The sequence below is a fragment of the Pseudomonas sp. 9.3L genome, from assembly GCF_058536285.1.
In genome coordinates this window covers 4,528,002-4,545,936 of record NZ_JBZUBK010000001.1, presented here as the reverse complement: position 1 = coordinate 4,545,936, position 17,935 = coordinate 4,528,002, and the positions used below count along the sequence as shown (strand labels likewise).

General features: G+C 56.3%; 19 protein-coding genes. All 19 read left to right on the top strand.

Features of this window, described 5'->3' with window-relative positions:
• Positions 1-561 precede the first annotated feature (561 nt).
• The 19 genes from rpmH (at position 562) to glmU (ending at position 17,862) form a co-directional block, all read left to right on the top strand.
• On the top strand, positions 562-696 hold the full coding sequence (gene rpmH / locus AC4LE2_RS21125; RefSeq protein WP_002551315.1) for a 50S ribosomal protein L34: 135 nt from the start codon (positions 562-564) through the stop codon (positions 694-696).
• 17 nt (positions 697-713) lie between these two features.
• The gene (rnpA, locus tag AC4LE2_RS21120; protein WP_491828008.1) at positions 714-1,109 is read left to right on the top strand and encodes a ribonuclease P protein component; all 396 of its coding nucleotides are present in this window, start codon (positions 714-716) and stop codon (positions 1,107-1,109) included.
• A complete protein-coding gene (gene yidD / locus AC4LE2_RS21115; RefSeq protein WP_491828007.1) occupies positions 1,102-1,347 on the top strand; it encodes a membrane protein insertion efficiency factor YidD in 246 nt (81 codons plus the stop codon). The genes rnpA and yidD overlap by 8 nt, the downstream gene beginning before the upstream one ends.
• Positions 1,348-1,349: 2 nt before the next feature.
• Positions 1,350-3,035, top strand: a complete 1,686-nt coding sequence (gene yidC / locus AC4LE2_RS21110) for a membrane protein insertase YidC (RefSeq protein WP_491828006.1) — start codon at positions 1,350-1,352, stop codon at positions 3,033-3,035.
• A 69-nt stretch (positions 3,036-3,104) separates the two neighbouring features.
• Positions 3,105-4,475, top strand: coding sequence for a tRNA uridine-5-carboxymethylaminomethyl(34) synthesis GTPase MnmE (gene mnmE, locus AC4LE2_RS21105; RefSeq protein WP_491828005.1), 1,371 nt, complete (start codon positions 3,105-3,107; stop codon positions 4,473-4,475).
• A 438-nt stretch (positions 4,476-4,913) separates the two neighbouring features.
• Positions 4,914-6,806, top strand: coding sequence for a tRNA uridine-5-carboxymethylaminomethyl(34) synthesis enzyme MnmG (mnmG, locus tag AC4LE2_RS21100; RefSeq protein ID WP_491828004.1), 1,893 nt, complete (start codon positions 4,914-4,916; stop codon positions 6,804-6,806).
• On the top strand, positions 6,803-7,450 hold the full coding sequence (rsmG, locus tag AC4LE2_RS21095; protein WP_491828003.1) for a 16S rRNA (guanine(527)-N(7))-methyltransferase RsmG: 648 nt from the start codon (positions 6,803-6,805) through the stop codon (positions 7,448-7,450). The genes mnmG and rsmG overlap by 4 nt, the downstream gene beginning before the upstream one ends.
• 18 nt (positions 7,451-7,468) lie before the next feature.
• Entirely contained in the window at positions 7,469-8,260 is a 792-nt protein-coding gene (locus AC4LE2_RS21090; protein ID WP_491828002.1) for a ParA family protein, read from the top strand.
• A 9-nt stretch (positions 8,261-8,269) separates the two neighbouring features.
• Positions 8,270-9,142, top strand: a complete 873-nt coding sequence (locus AC4LE2_RS21085) for a ParB/RepB/Spo0J family partition protein (RefSeq protein ID WP_491828001.1) — start codon at positions 8,270-8,272, stop codon at positions 9,140-9,142.
• A gap of 147 nt (positions 9,143-9,289) precedes the next feature.
• Complete coding sequence (locus AC4LE2_RS21080; RefSeq protein ID WP_491828000.1) at positions 9,290-9,697, top strand: F0F1 ATP synthase subunit I; 408 nt, start codon at positions 9,290-9,292, stop codon at positions 9,695-9,697.
• Positions 9,698-9,713: 16 nt separating this feature from the next.
• On the top strand, positions 9,714-10,583 hold the full coding sequence (atpB, locus tag AC4LE2_RS21075) for a F0F1 ATP synthase subunit A (RefSeq protein WP_491827999.1): 870 nt from the start codon (positions 9,714-9,716) through the stop codon (positions 10,581-10,583).
• A gap of 162 nt (positions 10,584-10,745) precedes the next feature.
• Positions 10,746-11,003, top strand: a complete 258-nt coding sequence (gene atpE, locus AC4LE2_RS21070; protein WP_003097235.1) for a F0F1 ATP synthase subunit C — start codon at positions 10,746-10,748, stop codon at positions 11,001-11,003.
• 54 nt (positions 11,004-11,057) lie between these two features.
• The gene (locus tag AC4LE2_RS21065; protein WP_491827998.1) at positions 11,058-11,528 is read left to right on the top strand and encodes a F0F1 ATP synthase subunit B; all 471 of its coding nucleotides are present in this window, start codon (positions 11,058-11,060) and stop codon (positions 11,526-11,528) included.
• Between the two features lie 12 nt (positions 11,529-11,540).
• On the top strand, positions 11,541-12,077 hold the full coding sequence (locus AC4LE2_RS21060; protein ID WP_491827997.1) for a F0F1 ATP synthase subunit delta: 537 nt from the start codon (positions 11,541-11,543) through the stop codon (positions 12,075-12,077).
• A gap of 21 nt (positions 12,078-12,098) precedes the next feature.
• On the top strand, positions 12,099-13,643 hold the full coding sequence (atpA, locus tag AC4LE2_RS21055) for a F0F1 ATP synthase subunit alpha (RefSeq protein WP_491827996.1): 1,545 nt from the start codon (positions 12,099-12,101) through the stop codon (positions 13,641-13,643).
• A gap of 48 nt (positions 13,644-13,691) precedes the next feature.
• Positions 13,692-14,552 (top strand): F0F1 ATP synthase subunit gamma, encoded by an 861-nt coding sequence (atpG, locus tag AC4LE2_RS21050; protein ID WP_491827995.1) that lies wholly within the window; start codon positions 13,692-13,694, stop codon positions 14,550-14,552.
• A gap of 27 nt (positions 14,553-14,579) precedes the next feature.
• Positions 14,580-15,956, top strand: a complete 1,377-nt coding sequence (gene atpD / locus AC4LE2_RS21045; protein ID WP_491827994.1) for a F0F1 ATP synthase subunit beta — start codon at positions 14,580-14,582, stop codon at positions 15,954-15,956.
• A gap of 43 nt (positions 15,957-15,999) precedes the next feature.
• Positions 16,000-16,425, top strand: coding sequence for a F0F1 ATP synthase subunit epsilon (locus AC4LE2_RS21040; protein ID WP_491827993.1), 426 nt, complete (start codon positions 16,000-16,002; stop codon positions 16,423-16,425).
• Positions 16,426-16,500: 75 nt separating this feature from the next.
• Entirely contained in the window at positions 16,501-17,862 is a 1,362-nt protein-coding gene (gene glmU / locus AC4LE2_RS21035) for a bifunctional UDP-N-acetylglucosamine diphosphorylase/glucosamine-1-phosphate N-acetyltransferase GlmU (protein WP_491827992.1), read from the top strand.
• Positions 17,863-17,935 lie beyond the last annotated feature (73 nt).

Here is a 17,935-nt window from a genome sequence, read left to right as displayed (position 1 = left end):
AGGAATCCCTTGAAATAAATGAGCCCAGTGGGCAAGGAAGCGTGCTGCATTGTACCTAGCGGAAAGGAAGTTATCCACATCCACAGCCAGCCTGGCAAGAATCGAACACCTGTTAGACGAATACGTTGCCGCAAGGCGTCGAAATAAGCACTGTGGATAACACGTCATGAGGTCGGTGTATGAATGCCCTCTAAACCCTATGCATAAGTGCACTGTGGATATGAGCCTTTTTTATGCACAGGTTGTAAGCGTGCGCCAAACAGGTTCCACCGGGGTTGTGGACAACCTTTGAGGCCGCTCGAGCGCCTATGGTTACGGCTTCAAACCGGTTTATCCACAGCACACTGCCCCCCTAAGTTTAATAAGCTCTACAAAAAAGCTTTTTATATCCCTTCTTTATTTTTATCGTTATGTCGCCTTCCGAGTAACCCCTGGTGCCTCAATTACCATATGGAAGGAAAAGCTGGTCGGAAATTGACCTATGGCCAGGCTTTCACTAGAATCGCCGGTCTCTTGAAAACCGGGCCATTGGGGCCCAAACCGACCACCAGGTAACTTTCCATGAAACGTACTTTCCAACCCAGCACCATCAAGCGCGCTCGCACCCACGGTTTCCGTGCTCGTATGGCAACCAAGAACGGCCGTGCTGTCCTGTCGCGTCGCCGCGCCAAGGGCCGTAAGCGTTTGGCCGTCTGATTTGCCGGCACAGGTAGGTGAGTCAGGACTTCAGCCGGGACAAGCGACTGCTCGTTCCGAAGCAATTCAAGGCAGTCTTTGACTCCCCGACCGGCAAGGTCCCGGGGAAGCATCTCCTGATCCTTGCCAAGGATAACCAGCTCGATCTACCACGCCTGGGGCTGGTGATCGGCAAAAAAAGTGTCAAATTGTCGGTGCAGCGCAACCGTATCAAGCGCGTGATTCGTGACTCCTTCCGCCATCATCAGGCCATCCTGCGTGGCTGGGACATCGTCATCGTGGCCAGAAAAGGGCTCGGCGAAATCGACAATGCCGAACTGCATAAGCATTTCGCAAAGCTTTGGAAGCGCCTGGCAAAAAATCCACCTGCCGCACCTACCGAACTCAAGGAACAACACAGCCAAGATGCGTAAACTGGTCCTGCTACCGATCCAGTTTTACCGTTACGCCATTAGCCCACTGATGGCCAGCCACTGTCGTTTCTATCCCAGCTGCTCCTGTTATGCCCAAGAAGCCATCACTCAGTACGGTGTCTGGCGTGGGGGCTGGCTGACTCTCCGCCGGCTGGGGCGCTGTCATCCCTGGAATGCAGGCGGCTTCGATCCGGTCCCGCCCGTACCCACCCTTCGTAATAATTCGATAGCCGAGTAATCATGGATATAAAACGTACGATCCTGATGGGCGCCCTGGCAGTCGTGGCCTACATTCTGGTCCTGAAGTGGAACCAGGACTATGGGCAGGCTGCCTTGCCGACCCCTAACGTGGCGACTCAGGCGAGCATTCCTTCAGACCTGCCGCAGGCCCCTGGAAGCAACGCGACCACGTCAGATGTGCCGGACACCAATGCGCCTACGGCTGCAACCGCTCCAGCACTTGCTTCCACGGGATCCAGTGAAACGCTAATTCGCGTTCGCACTGACGTGTTAGACCTGGCAATCGATCCCAAGGGTGGGGATATCGTCCAGCTGACACTGCCTCAATACCCCCGTCGCCAGGATCATCCAGACGTTCCGTTCCAGCTTTTCGATAACGGCAACGAACGCATGTACTTGGCCCAAAGTGGTCTGACCGGCGCGAACGGTCCTGATGTTCAAGCTGGCGGCAGGCCTGTGTATAACGCCACTCAACCAAGCTATCGACTGGCCGATGGCCAGAACGACTTGGTAGTGGACCTTGTGTATAACCAGAATGGTGTTCACTACACGAAGCGTTTCACGCTCAAGCGTGGCGAATACGACCTGACAGTCAGCTACCTGATAGACAACCAGAGCAGCCAGCCTTGGGTGGGTAACCTGTTTGCACAGCTCAAGCGCGATGCGAGCTCCGATCCGTCATCAAGCACGGCTACAGGCACCGCCACCTACTTAGGTGCCGCATTGTGGACAACTTCTGAGCCGTACAAAAAAGTTGCCATGAAGGACATCGACAAGGGGCAGTTCAAAGAAACCGTTCAGGGTGGATGGGTCGCTTGGCTCCAGCACTACTTCGTGACGGCATGGATTCCAGCGAACGGCGATAGCAACAACGTGATGACCCGTAAGGACAGCCAGGGTAATTACATCGTTGGTTTCACTGGCCCTACGCTGACAGCGGCACCCGGTGCGAAGGTAGAAACCACCGCCACCTTGTATGCAGGCCCAAAAATTCAGGGTCGTCTGAAGGAGTTGTCCCCAGGCTTGGAGTTGACGGTTGACTACGGTTTCCTGTGGTTCATCGCTCAGCCCATCTTCTGGTTGCTGAAAAATATCCACAACCTGCTGGGCAATTGGGGCTGGTCGATTATTTGCCTGACCGTGCTCATCAAACTGCTGTTCTTCCCGCTGTCTGCAGCAAGCTACAAGTCCATGGCTCGCATGCGAGCGGTAGCACCACGCCTTGCCACGTTGAAAGAACAGTTTGGCGATGACCGCCAAAAAATGTCTCAGGCGATGATGGAGCTGTACAAGAAGGAGAAAATTAATCCTTTGGGCGGCTGCCTGCCTATTGTGGTACAGATGCCTGTGTTCCTGGCACTGTACTGGGTACTGCTCGAAAGCGTTGAAATGCGTCAGGCGCCTTGGATGTTCTGGATCACAGACCTTTCCATCAAAGACCCGTTCTTCATTCTGCCGATCATCATGGGCGCTACCATGTTTATCCAGCAGCGTCTGAACCCTGCGCCGCCGGACCCGATGCAAGCCAAAGTGATGAAGTTGATGCCCATTGTCTTCACCTTCTTCTTCCTGTGGTTCCCTGCAGGCCTGGTGCTGTACTGGATAACCAACAACACGTTGTCCATCCTGCAGCAGTGGTTCATCACGCGTCGCATTGAGCGTGCAAGCGCCAACGCGTCGGCCTGACCCGCTACACTGGTGCACGAACGCCCCTTCTTAGGGGCGTTTTGCATTCTCCGATGTCATAGGTAAGTCATGAGCCTTTCCAAAGACACTATCGCTGCCATTGCCACCGCCCAAGGGCGCGGCGGGGTAGGGATCGTCCGTATTTCCGGGCCTGCCGCTGAGCAGGTTGCCAGCCAGATCGTCCGTCGTACCTTGCTTCCCCGGTATGCGCACCACGGCGGTTTTTATAACGAAGGCGATGCACTGATCGATGAAGGGCTGGCGCTGTTTTTCAAAGGGCCTCATTCCTTTACAGGAGAAGACGTGCTGGAACTGCACGGCCATGGCGGGCCTGTCGTTTTAGACATGTTGCTCAAGCGTTGCGTTGGGTTAGGCTGTCGCCTCGCTCGCCCTGGAGAGTTCAGTGAGCGGGCATTCCTGAATGACAAATTAGACCTCGCCCAGGCCGAAGCAATTGCCGACCTGATCGAAGCCAGTTCAGAACAGGCCGCACGCAATGCAGTGAGATCATTGCAAGGCGCTTTTTCAGCGCAGGTACATGCACTGACCGAGGCATTGGTTCAGCTGCGTATCTACGTTGAAGCCGCCATCGATTTTCCCGAAGAGGAAATTGACTTTCTGGCAGATGGATTAGTGTTATCGCGTTTAAAAGCACTTCAGGCCTCCCTGGACAGCATTTTACGTAACGCTGGCCAAGGGGCATTAGTGCGTGATGGCATGACGTTAGTCATCGCAGGGCGCCCTAACGCTGGCAAATCCAGCCTACTGAACCTACTCGCCGGCAGGGAGGCAGCTATCGTCACAGATGTAGCGGGTACGACTCGGGACATCCTTCGAGAACATATCCACATCGATGGTATGCCGCTGCATATCGTCGATACAGCTGGGTTACGCACAACGAGTGACCTAGTGGAAAAAATCGGCGTAGAACGCGCCCTGAGGGCTATCCAGGAGGCAGACCGTATTCTCTTGGTAGTGGATTCGAGCAGTCCGGAAGCGGCAAACCCTCATGGATTATGGCCTGAATTCCTGCATACCCTACCCAGCCTGGAAAAAGTAACTGTTATACGCAACAAGGCTGACCTGACCGATGAGGCCACAGGGCTGCATCAGGAAGCCTCAGGCGCGTCGATCCTCACACTAAGCGCGCTGGATGGGGGGGCTGGGCTTACCCTGCTCAGGGAGCACCTCAAGGCCGTCATGGGTTATGAGCAGACGTCAGAAGGCGGCTTTAGCGCTCGCCGGCGTCATCTCGATGCGCTGGAGAAGGCAAAACAGTACCTTGCTCATGGTCATGACCAGCTCGTAAAAGCCGCGGCAGGCGAGTTGCTTGCAGAAGATCTGCGTCACGCTCAGCAGACGCTGGGTGAAATCACTGGGGAATTTACCTCTGACGACTTGCTTGGTCGAATCTTCACGAGCTTCTGCATCGGTAAATAATGTTTTGTGCATAACAGAACCGGCTCACACGCCGGTTTTTTTATACCCAAGGGAAAATAAGGTCTGTGGACAACCCATCGTGAGGCCTAAGGATAAGCAGGGTGGACAACAGTGCACAATAACCCTCTGTTGATAAGTCGATATTTATGCACAGGTTATCTTGACTTATCAAACGCCCCCAGGGGCACCTATGGACAACCTTTAATTCTGCTGTACACCTTTAGCCGTAAGGATTACAGAACGTTATCCACAGATAGGAGGCTTACTAAGAATAAACATAAAAACAAAGCTTTTATAAATCTCTCTTTTTTATGATGTTATTAACAAGCCGTTGGGAGCCTGGCTATTTTTTGCACAGACGGTTTCATTCCATAGGGTAAATTCCCTATACTGCGCAGCTATCCCAAATTACCCAGATGAACAGGCACGAGGTGCGTGGTGGATTTCCCTTCCCGTTTTGAAGTGATCGTCATCGGCGGTGGTCATGCCGGTACCGAGGCCGCGCTCGCTTCAGCGCGAATGGGTGCCAAGACCTTACTGCTGACTCACAACGTTGAGACGTTGGGTCAGATGAGCTGCAATCCTGCAATTGGCGGGATTGGTAAAAGCCATCTGGTCAAAGAAATAGATGCCCTAGGCGGTGCGATGGCGCTAGCCACCGACAAAGGCGGTATTCAGTTTCGAGTACTAAACAACCGCAAAGGCCCGGCAGTGCGAGCGACCCGTGCTCAGGCGGACCGCGTTCTTTACAAAGCAGCTGTTCGCGAAATCCTGGAAAACCAGCCCAACCTGTGGATATTCCAGCAGTCCTGTGACGACTTGATCGTAGAAGGCGAGCAGGTCTGCGGTGTTATGACTCAAACAGGTCTTCGTTTTCTTTCGCAAACGGTCGTGCTAACCGCCGGCACATTCTTGGGTGGCCTTATCCACATAGGCATGGATAACTACTCGGGCGGCAGGGCGGGCGATCCACCCTCGACAGCGTTAGCTCGTCGACTGCGCGAACTGCCCCTGCGAGTAGGGCGGCTTAAAACCGGTACGCCACCTCGCATAGACGGAAAATCGGTCGATTTCTCGGTAATGACAGAGCAACCTGGTGATACGCCGATACCTGTAATGTCGTTCATGGGGAGCGCCGAACTTCATCCGCGCCAGGTAAGCTGCTGGATCACCCATACCAACGCCCGCACGCACGAAATCATTGCTCAAAACCTTAATCGGTCCCCAATGTATTCAGGCGTGATCGAAGGGATAGGGCCTAGGTATTGCCCGTCCATCGAAGACAAGATTCACCGGTTTGCCGACAAAGACAGCCACCAGGTGTTCATTGAGCCAGAAGGGCTCACTACCCATGAGCTGTATCCGAATGGCATTTCCACCTCGTTGCCATTCGACGTGCAGCTTCAGGTTGTACGCTCGATACGGGGCATGGAAAACGCTCACATCATGCGGCCCGGCTACGCCATCGAGTATGACTACTTCGACCCCCGCGATCTGAAGTACAGCCTCGAAACCAAAGCCATTGGTGGTTTGTTCTTTGCAGGTCAGATCAATGGCACGACTGGCTACGAAGAAGCGGGCGCTCAAGGATTGTTGGCGGGTACGAACGCGGCCTTGCAGGCACAGGGCCGTGAGGCGTGGTGCCCACGCCGGGATGAAGCCTATATCGGCGTGCTTGTGGATGATTTGATCACCCTCGGCACGCAAGAGCCGTATCGCATGTTTACATCGCGCGCCGAGTACCGCCTGATACTGCGCGAAGACAACGCCGACCTGCGCCTTACCGAAACCGGGCGCCAATTGGGCTTGGTGGATGACGCGCGATGGGCCGCGTTTTGCACGAAACGCGAAGCGATCGAACAGGAAGAACAGCGTTTGAAGACCACATGGGTCCGCCCCGGTACCCCGGTAGGGGAAGCCGTGGCCGCGCACTACGGCACCCCGCTGGCCCATGAATACAGTTTGCTGAGCTTGCTCAGCCGGCCGGAAGTAGACTATCTGGGCCTCGCCCAGCTTACCGGCGCGCAACCTGTCGATGCACAGGTTGCCGAACAGGTTGAGATCAAGGTGAAGTACGCCGGTTACATTGACCGCCAACAGGAAGACATCGAACGCCTTCGGGCCAGTGAAGACGTCAAGTTGCCTGTGGATATCGATTACCTGACGCTGTCAGGGCTGTCCAAAGAGATTCAAGCGAAACTCAGCCAGGCACGGCCAGAAACCTTGGGCCAGGCATCGCGCATCCCTGGGGTCACTCCTGCGGCCGTATCGCTGTTGATGATTCACCTGAAAAAACGCGGCGCTGCACGGCAGGTGGGGCAGAGCGCATGACAGCTTCGATTACGCCACAGCAGCGTACCGAATTGTCCACAGGCGCTGCGGCCCTAGGCCTTGTGCTGAGCGCTGATCAGCAAGAGCAGTTGTTGGCTTACTTGGCCCTGTTGATCAAGTGGAACAAGGCGTACAACCTGACGGCGGTACGAAACCCTGATGAGATGGTGTCCCGGCATTTGCTGGACAGCCTTAGCATCGTGCCTTATGTGGGCACAGCGAACCGATGGCTTGATGTGGGCAGCGGCGGAGGAATGCCGGGTATCCCCCTGGCGATTCTTTTCCCCGATAAATCGGTAACAACGCTAGACAGCAATGGGAAAAAAACCCGATTCCTGACCCAGGTAAAGCTTGAGCTCAACTTGACGAATCTAGACGTTATACACAGCCGTGTTGAAGGGTTTCAGCCCGCCAAGGCGTTCGATGGCATCGTGTCTCGAGCGTTCAGCAGCCTTGAAGACTTCACCTCCTGGACGCGGCACCTTGGGGATAACCAGACGCGTTGGCTCGCCATGAAAGGGCTCCATCCCACTGATGAACTGGTAGCATTGCCCACTGATTTCGAAATCGACAGCGCGCACGCGTTGGCTGTACCGGGTTGCCAGGGCCAACGGCACTTATTGATACTGCGCCGCAAGGCATGATGGGGAACACGAGCGACAATGGCTAAGGTATTGGCAATCGCGAACCAAAAAGGCGGGGTAGGCAAGACTACGACCTGCATCAACCTCGCGGCTTCGCTAGTCGCTACCAGACGGCGGGTACTGTTGATCGATCTGGACCCGCAGGGCAACGCCACCATGGGCAGTGGTGTGGATAAGCACGGATTGGAGCGCTCGGTGTACGACCTGCTGATCGGGGAGTGCGACCTGGGCGACGCTATGCAGTTTTCGGAGCACGGTGGCTATCAGTTGCTTCCTGCCAACCGAGACCTGACCGCGGCAGAGGTCGTGCTGCTTGAAATGCAGATGAAAGAAAGCCGTTTACGCAATGCCCTGGCCCCCATCCGTGAAAATTACGATTACATCCTGATCGACTGCCCACCGTCGTTGTCGATGCTGACCCTGAACGCATTGGTAGCGGCCGATGGAGTACTTATCCCCATGCAGTGCGAGTATTTTGCACTTGAGGGGCTGAGCGACCTTGTGGATAACATCAAGCGCATTGGTGCCAGAATTAACCCGACCCTGAAGATCGAGGGCCTGCTGCGCACCATGTACGATCCACGGCTAAGCCTGATCAACGATGTCTCTGCTCAGCTCAAGGAACACTTCGGCGACCAGCTGTACGATACGGTGATCCCGCGAAACGTCCGTCTTGCCGAGGCGCCTAGCTTCGGCATGCCCGCGTTGGCGTACGACAAACAGTCCAAGGGCGCGGTGGCGTACCTGGAGCTGGCTAACGAAATGGTCCGCCGTCAACGCCGCAAGGCTCGCACCGCTGCGGCGGTTTAAGGAAACGCAATGGCTGTGAAGAAACGAGGGCTGGGGCGTGGCCTCGATGCGCTGTTGAGCGGCCCTACCGCATCGGTGCTTGAAGAGCAGGCCGTTCGGTTGGACGAGAAAGAACTGCAATACCTACCGCTGGATATTATTCAGCGCGGTAAGTACCAGCCGCGACGCGACATGGACCCTCAGGCGCTCGAAGAGCTGGCGCAGTCGATTCGGGCCCAAGGGGTGATGCAGCCAATCGTGGTACGGCCAATCGGTGAAGGGCGCTACGAAATCATCGCGGGTGAGCGCCGCTGGCGCGCCAGTCAGCAGGCAGGTCAGGAACGTATACCTGCGATGGTACGCGAGGTGCCTGACGAAACCGCAATTGCCATGGCATTGATCGAAAATATCCAACGTGAAGACCTAAACCCGCTTGAGGAGGCCATTGCCCTTCAGCGGCTCCAGCAAGAGTTTCAATTGACCCAGCAACAGGTTGCCGAGGCGGTAGGCAAGTCACGGGCGACTGTGACCAATCTGCTCAGGCTGATCAGCCTTCCGGAAGGCATCAAAACCATGCTTGCGCACGGTGACCTGGAAATGGGCCATGCCAGGGCTTTATTGGGTTTGCCGGAAGGCAGGCAGCTTGAGGGGGCGCGACATGTTGTCGCACGCGGGCTAACAGTGCGCCAAACAGAGGCACTGGTTCGCCAGTGGCTGAACACTACGGATGAGCCCCAAACCGCCCCCGCTGCAGACCCGGACATCGTCAGGCTTGAACAGCGCCTGGCAGAGCGTCTGGGCTCTGCAGTGCAGATACGGCATGGTCAGAAGGGGAAAGGCCAACTGGTGATCAGATACAACTCCCTGGATGAGCTTCAAGGGGTTCTCGCCCACATTCGCTGAAACACATCACTTTCCACGGGCAGTCGGAAAAGCTATCTCGGTAGTTGAACAGGGGCTGAACCGCCCCTATACTCTGCGCGCATTTTGTCGGCACATTTTATGCCAAGTCGTGGGGTTCGCGGCAGGCCGGCCCCAGGAGTCAAGTTGATGGAAACCCGCACGCCAAACCGCTTGCCCTTCCATCGGTGGCCAGTTTTTCCGGTGCTGATGGCTCAGTTGGCCACGTTATTGTTGGCGGCGCTGGTGCTGTGGCAATGGCACGGTTCGGTAAGTGGGTACTCGGGCTTGTGTGGTGGCTTGATCGGCTGGTTGCCCAATGTTTATTTCGCTTCAAAGGCGTTCCGCTTCAGCGGTGCCCGCGCAGCACAGGCCATCGTCCGGTCTTTTTATGCCGGCGAGGCAGGCAAACTGATTTTGACAGCGGCGTTATTTACGCTGGTGTTCGTAGGGGTGAAGCCACTGGCGCCTTTAGCGCTGTTTGGCGTGTTCCTGGTGACCCAAGGGGTCAACTGGTTCGCCCCCCTGCTTATGAAAACAAGATTTTCGAGACCTTAGGGCGTTTGAGGCAACCATGGCAGCAGAAACCGCTTCGGGCTATATACAGCACCACCTTCAAAACCTTACGTTTGGCCAATTGGCGGATGGTAGCTGGGGCTTTGCCCATAGCGCTGCCGAAGCCAAGGCAATGGGGTTCTGGGCCTTCCACGTCGACACCCTTGGGTGGTCGGTAGCACTTGGCCTGATCTTCGTCCTGCTATTCCGTATGGCGGCGCGCAAGGCCACTTCCGGCCAGCCGGGCGGCCTGCAGAACTTCGTTGAAACGCTGGTCGAGTTCGTCGATGGCAGCGTCAAGGACAGCTTCCACGGCCGCAGCGCAGTGATTGCGCCTTTGGCTCTGACTATCTTCGCCTGGGTGTTCATGATGAATGCCATCGACCTGATTCCGGTCGACTGGATTCCGCAGATTGCTGCCAAGCTGTCGGGTGACCACGAGATTGCCTTCCGGGCCGTATCTACCACAGACCCTAACGCTACGCTGGGCATGGCCCTGTCGGTCTTCGCGCTGATCATCTTCTACAGCATCAAGGTAAAAGGCCTGGGCGGCTTCATCGGCGAGCTTACGCTTCACCCCTTCAGCAGTAAAAATACCGCGGTTCAGATCCTTCTGATTCCGGTTAACTTCCTGCTGGAGTTCGTAACCCTGATCGCCAAGCCTATCTCGTTGGCGCTCCGGCTGTTCGGCAACATGTATGCCGGCGAACTGGTGTTCATCTTGATCGCGGTGATGTTTAGCAGTGGTCTGCTCTGGCTCAGCGGCCTGGGTATCGCGCTGCAGTGGGCGTGGGCGGTGTTCCACATCCTGATCATCACCCTGCAAGCGTTCATCTTCATGATGCTGACCATCGTCTACCTGTCGATGGCGCACGAAGATAACCATTAAGGCTCGTCTGGCGCGTCTTATGTCTTTCCCAGGTTCCCTAGGGCGCCTGGGGTAGAGGGCCACAACCGGTGTCCGCGCCGAGACGGCTCTGATAACACTTTGCTTTACCGCTTTAAACCTAAGAAAACCTAACCAATACGACGTAAAAAGTCGGGAGGAAAGATGGAAACTGTAGTTGGTCTGACCGCTATTGCTGTTGCTCTGCTGATCGGCCTGGGCGCACTGGGTACCGCTATCGGCTTCGGCCTGCTGGGCGGCAAGTTCCTGGAAGGCGCTGCTCGCCAACCAGAAATGGTTCCAATGCTCCAAGTGAAGATGTTCATCGTTGCAGGTCTTCTCGATGCCGTGACCATGATCGGTGTTGGTATCGCCCTGTTCTTCACCTTCGCGAACCCCTTCGTTGGTCAGATCGCCGGCTGATCACTCGCTGTTGAGTGAGTGGTGTGATGTACAACGAACGAGCGAGGTGTTGGCGTGAACATTAATGCAACCCTGATAGGCCAGTCCGTTGCGTTCTTCATTTTCGTGTGGTTCTGCATGAAGTTCGTATGGCCTCCGGTCATCGCGGCTCTGCAGGAACGCCAGAAGAAGATCGCTGATGGCCTGGACGCTGCCAGCCGTGCGGCTCGCGACCTGGAGTTGGCCCAAGATAAAGCGGGTCAACAACTGCGCGATGCCAAGGTACAAGCTGCTGAGATCATCGAGCAGGCGAAGAAGCGTGGTACGCAGATCGTTGACGAGGCCCGTGAACAGGCACGTCTCGAAGCTGACCGCGTAAAAGCGCAGGCATCGGCGGAAATCGAGCAGGAACTCAACAGCGCCAAGGATGCTTTGCGTGCCCAAGTGGGCCTGCTGGCAGTCACTGGCGCCGAGAAGATTCTCGGATCTTCTGTTGATCAAAACGCGCACGCGGAGCTGGTTAACAAACTGGCAGCTGAAATTTAAGCGAGGGCGATCATGGCAGAACTGACCACGTTGGCCCGACCTTACGCCAAGGCGGCCTTCGAGCATGCACAGGCCCACCAGCAGCTGGCCAATTGGTCAGCCATGCTCGGCCTGGCTGCGGCGGTGTCGGAAGACGACACCATCCAGCGTTTGCTCAAGGCCCCGCGACTGACGAGCGCAGAAAAGGCCGCAGCCTTTATTCAGGTTTGCGGTGAGAAGTTCGATGCAAAGGCACGTAATTTCATTCACGTTGCCGCGGAAAACGACCGTCTCCAGTTACTACCGGAGATCTCGGCATTGTTCGACCTGTACAAGGCCGAACAGGAAAAATCCGTGGATGTGGAAGTCACCAGTGCCTTCGCATTGAACCAAGAACAGCAAGACAAACTCGCCAAGGTTCTCAGTGCACGGCTCGGCCGGGAAGTGCGACTGCACGTTGCGGAGGATGCCAGCCTGATAGGTGGTGTCGTCATCCGCGCCGGTGACCTGGTAATCGATGGCTCGGTGCGCGGGAAAATCGCGCAGCTTGCCGAAGCACTGAAATCTTGAGTTTGAAGGGGCAGCAGAGCAATGCAGCAACTCAATCCTTCCGAAATTAGCGAAATCATCAAGGGGCGCATCGATCAGCTCGATGTCACCTCTCAAGCCCGCAACGAAGGTACCGTCGTCAGCGTTTCAGACGGTATCGTGCGGATTCACGGTCTTACCGACGTCATGTACGGTGAAATGATCGAGTTCCCTGGCGGCGTGTTCGGCATGGCGCTGAACCTAGAGCAGGATTCTGTAGGCGCCGTGGTATTGGGCCCTTACAACACCCTTGCCGAAGGCATGAGCGCCAAGTGCACCGGCCGTATCCTTGAGGTACCGGTTGGTAAGGCACTGTTGGGTCGTGTGGTTGACGCACTGGGTAACCCAGTCGACGGCAAGGGCCCTCTGGGCCACACCGAAACCGACGCAGTCGAAAAGGTTGCACCAGGTGTAATCTGGCGTAAATCCGTCGATCAGCCCTTGCAGACCGGCTACAAAGCCGTAGACGCAATGATTCCGGTAGGCCGTGGCCAGCGCGAGCTGATCATCGGTGACCGCCAGATCGGCAAGACCGCCATGGCCATCGACGCCATCATCAACCAGAAGAACAGCGGTGTCTTCTGTGTGTATGTGGCTATCGGCCAGAAGCAGTCCACCATTGCCAACATCGTGCGCAAGCTCGAAGAACATGGTGCGCTGGCCAACACCATCATTGTTGCCGCCTCGGCTTCCGAATCGGCTGCACTGCAGTACCTGGCGCCTTACTCAGGCTGCACCATGGGCGAATTCTTCCGCGATCGCGGTGAAGATGCGTTGATCGTATACGACGACCTCTCCAAGCAGGCCGTGGCGTACCGTCAGATCTCCCTGTTGCTGCGCCGTCCACCAGGACGTGAAGCGTATCCAGGCGACGTGTTCTATCTCCACTCCCGCTTGCTGGAGCGCGCCTCTCGTGTTTCCGAGGAGTACGTAGAGAAGTTCACCAACGGCGCCGTGACGGGTAAAACCGGTTCGCTGACCGCGTTGCCCTTGATCGAGACCCAGGCAGGTGACGTTTCGGCGTTCGTACCTACCAACGTGATTTCGATCACTGACGGCCAGATCTTCCTGGAATCGGCCATGTTCAACTCCGGCATCCGCCCTGCGGTCAACGCAGGTGTGTCAGTATCCCGTGTAGGTGGCGCTGCTCAAACCAAGATCATCAAGAAGCTGTCCGGGGGTATTCGTACCGCGCTGGCCCAGTACCGTGAATTGGCTGCGTTCGCGCAGTTCGCTTCCGACCTGGACGAAGCTACCCGTAAGCAACTTGAACACGGTCAGCGCGTCACCGAGCTGATGAAGCAGAAGCAATACGCGCCTATGTCCATCGCTGAGATGGCCCTGTCGCTGTATGCCGCTGAGCGTGGCTTCCTCACTGACGTGGAAATCGCCAAGATCGGTAGCTTCGAACAGGCGCTGATCGCCTACTTCAACCGCGATCACGCCGACCTGTTGGCGAAGATCAACGTGAAGGGCGACTTCAACGACGAGATCGACGCCGGTATCAAGGCGGGTATCGAGAAGTTCAAGGCCACCCAGACCTGGTAAGCCGCAGCGGGGGCTCTGGCCCCCGCTTGCTAACCTGATAGGTGAAACATGGCAGGCGCAAAAGAGATTCGCGGCAAGATTGCGAGCATCAAAAGCACGCAAAAAATTACCAGTGCCATGGAAAAGGTGGCGGTCAGCAAAATGCGCAAGGCACAGATGCGCATGGCAGCTAGCCGTCCCTATGCGGACCACATCCGCCAGGTAATCGGTCATCTGGCCAATGCCAACCCTGAATACCGCCACCCGTTCATGGTCGACCGCGATGTTAAGCGCGTTGGCTACATCGTGGTGAGCAGTGACCGTGGATTGTGCGGCGGCTTGAATACCAACCTGTTCAAGGCCCTGGTCAGGGACATGGTTGCCAACCGTGACAGGAACGTTGAAATCGACCTGTGCGTAGTCGGCAGCAAAGGCGCTTCGTTCTTCCGCAGTTTTGGCGGCAACGTAGTGGCTGCAATCAGCCACCTCGGCGAAGAGCCTTCGATCAACGATCTGATCGGTAGCGTCAAGGTTATGCTCGATGCCTACCTCGAAGGCCGTATTGACCGCCTGTACGTAGCGTCCAACAAGTTTGTGAACACCATGGTGCAAAAGCCTGTGGTCGAGCAGTTGGTACCGTTGGTTGCCACCCCGGATCAAGCGCTCAAGCATCACTGGGATTACCTGTACGAACCCGACGCCAAAGAGCTGCTGGACGGCCTGATGGTGCGTTACGTGGAGTCACAGGTTTACCAGGCAGTGGTGGAGAACAACGCTTCTGAGCAAGCGGCGCGGATGATCGCAATGAAGAGTGCCACCGACAACGCCGGTGACTTGATCAGCGAATTGCAGCTGGTCTACAACAAGGCGCGTCAGGCTGCGATCACCCAAGAGATCTCGGAAATCGTCGGCGGCGCTGCCGCGGTTTAACGGTTCAAATATTCAGAGGATCCAGCTATGAGTAGCGGACGTATCGTTCAAATCATCGGCGCCGTGATCGACGTGGAATTTCCACGCGACAGCGTACCGAGCATCTACAACGCCCTTAAGGTTCAGGGCGCTGAAACCACGCTAGAAGTCCAGCAGCAGCTGGGTGACGGCGTGGTACGCACCATTGCGATGGGTTCCACCGAAGGCCTCAAGCGTGGCCTGAGCGTGGTAGACACCAATGCGGCCATTGCGGTACCTGTGGGCAAAGCGACCCTGGGTCGTATCATGGACGTGCTGGGCAACCCCATCGACGAAGCTGGCCCGATTGGCGAAGAAGAGCGTTGGACTATCCACCGTGCGGCACCTTCATTCGCTGACCAGGCAGGCGGTAATGAGCTGCTGGAAACCGGCATCAAGGTGATCGACCTGGTATGCCCGTTTGCCAAAGGCGGCAAGGTTGGCTTGTTCGGTGGTGCCGGTGTAGGCAAAACCGTAAACATGATGGAGCTTATCCGTAACATCGCCATCGAGCACAGCGGTTACTCCGTGTTCGCAGGTGTGGGCGAGCGTACCCGTGAAGGGAACGACTTCTACCACGAGATGAAGGACTCCAACGTTCTGGACAAGGTTGCACTGGTCTATGGCCAGATGAACGAGCCACCAGGGAACCGCTTGCGTGTTGCCCTGACCGGCTTGACCATGGCCGAGAAATTCCGTGACGAAGGTAACGACGTTCTGCTATTCGTCGATAACATCTATCGTTACACCCTGGCCGGTACCGAAGTGTCCGCACTGTTGGGCCGTATGCCATCAGCCGTGGGTTATCAGCCTACCCTGGCTGAAGAGATGGGCGTACTGCAAGAGCGCATCACGTCTACCAAAAATGGCTCGATCACCTCGATCCAAGCGGTATACGTTCCTGCGGACGACCTGACTGACCCATCGCCAGCCACCACCTTCGCTCACCTTGATGCGACCGTGGTACTGAGCCGTGATATCGCTTCGTTGGGTATCTACCCTGCGGTAGACCCGCTGGACTCCACATCGCGTCAGCTTGACCCGCTGGTCATTGGCCAGGAGCACTACGACACCGCTCGCGGCGTTCAGTACGTGCTGCAGCGCTACAAGGAACTGAAAGACATCATTGCCATCCTCGGCATGGACGAGCTGTCAGAGAGCGACAAACAACTGGTTTCCCGTGCACGGAAAATCCAGCGCTTCCTGTCCCAGCCGTTCTTCGTTGCTGAAGTCTTCACTGGTGCGTCGGGTAAATACGTTTCCCTGAAAGACACCATCGCAGGCTTCAAAGGCATCCTCAACGGTGACTACGACCACCTGCCAGAACAGGCGTTCTACATGGTCGGTGGCATCGAAGAAGCGATCGAGAAGGCCAAGAAACTGTAATCCCGGCGCCCGGTAACGGGCGCTTTAAGGTTGAGGCGAGTAGATGGCTATGACTGTCCATTGCGATATTGTCAGCGCGGAAGGGGAAATTTTCTCCGGCCTGGTAGAGATGGTAATCGCGCACGGTAACCTGGGTGATCTTGGTATCGCCCCGGGCCACGCGCCTTTGATTACGGACCTCAAGCCAGGTCCGATTCGCTTGATCAAGCAGGGTGGCGAAGCCGAGGTGTTCTACATCTCCGGTGGCTTCCTTGAAGTGCAGCCAAACACGGTAAAGGTTTTGGCCGATACCGTGCAGCGTGCCGCCGATCTTGATGAAGCCTCTGCCCAGGAAGCGTTGAAAGCTGCCGAAAAAGCGCTACACGAACAGGGTTCAGACTTCGACTACAGCGCAGCCGCAGCGCGCTTGGCCGAAGCAGCCGCTCAGCTTCGTACAGTGCAGCAAATCCGCAAGAAGTATGGTGCGTAACACCACCAGCCTTTGAGGCGATTGAGTTAAAGGGTAGCCTCGGCTACCCTTTTTCTTTTTATCCCCAGGCTGCCCATGTCTCTCGATATCGTCATTCTCGCTGCCGGCCAAGGCACACGTATGCGCTCGGCTTTGCCTAAAGTATTACATCCAGTGGCAGGGCGCTCCATGCTTGGCCATGTTATCCACAGCGCTCGGCAACTGTCTCCTGTGGGTATCCATGTCGTGATTGGGCATGGTGCGGATAAAGTACGCCAGGCTTTTGATGCAGAAGATATCCACTTCGTAGTTCAACACCAGCAACTAGGTACGGGCCATGCGGTCGCGCAAGCCCAACCTGCCTTGGCCTCTGCCACTACCCTTATCCTGTATGGCGACGTACCACTCATCCAGCCGGCAACCTTGCAGGCATTACTGGCGAAAGCTAGTGAAACTCAAGTGGCTTTGCTAACCGTTGAGCTAGCAGACCCTACCGGGTATGGCAGGATTATCCGCAACAGCTGCGGCCAAGTGGAAGCCATCGTCGAGCACAAAGACGCAACCGAGGCCCAGCGCGCTGTATGCGAAGGCAACACCGGTATCCTGGCGTTGCCCACTGCGGCCCTTGAAGGGTGGATGAATCGCCTCTCTAATAACAATGCTCAAGGGGAGTACTACCTCACAGACGTGATTGCCATGGCAGTGGCTGATGGCCTGGAGGTAGTCACCGAGACGGCTGTAGAACCCATGGAAGTACAGGGTGCCAATGACCGTCGTCAGTTGGCAGCGCTCGAACGTCATTACCAGAAGCGTGAGGCTGAACGATTGATGGCCGTCGGCGTAACGTTACGCGACCCTGCACGTCTGGATGTGCGAGGAGACGTAACAGCCGGGCGGGACGTCTTGATCGATGTGAACGTAGTGCTGGAAGGCACTGTAGTGATCGAAGACGACGTTCAGATCGGAGCGAATGTCGTTATCCGCAATTCGGTGCTCAAACGTGGCGCTGTGATCAAGCCTTTCACCCACCTGGACGGCGCCACAGTAGGGGAGGGCGCGGACGCAGGGCCCTTTGCAAGGCTAAGGCCTGGCACTGTGCTGGGCGAAAACGCACATGTGGGTAACTTTGTAGAACTCAAAAATGCCCGCTTGGGCCCAGGCGCGAAAGCAGGGCACCTGAGTTATCTAGGCGACGCTAGCATCGGCGCCCGGTCCAACATAGGGGCCGGTACTATTACCTGCAACTATGACGGCGCCAACAAATTCCGCACCGAGCTAGGCGAGGATGTTTTCATCGGTTCAAACACGGCCTTGGTCGCACCGGTGACCGTAGGCAACGGAGCCACTACCGCAGCCGGTTCTACTATTACCCATACCGTCGCTGATGAGCAGCTCGCCGTGGCGCGCACCAGGCAACGTAACATCGATGGCTGGAAACGCCCTACCAAGAAAAATTGATAGCCTGCACACTTGACAGGTTACGTTGATAAACGTTGAATGCGCCCATTAACTTTCGAAACGAAAGAAATGT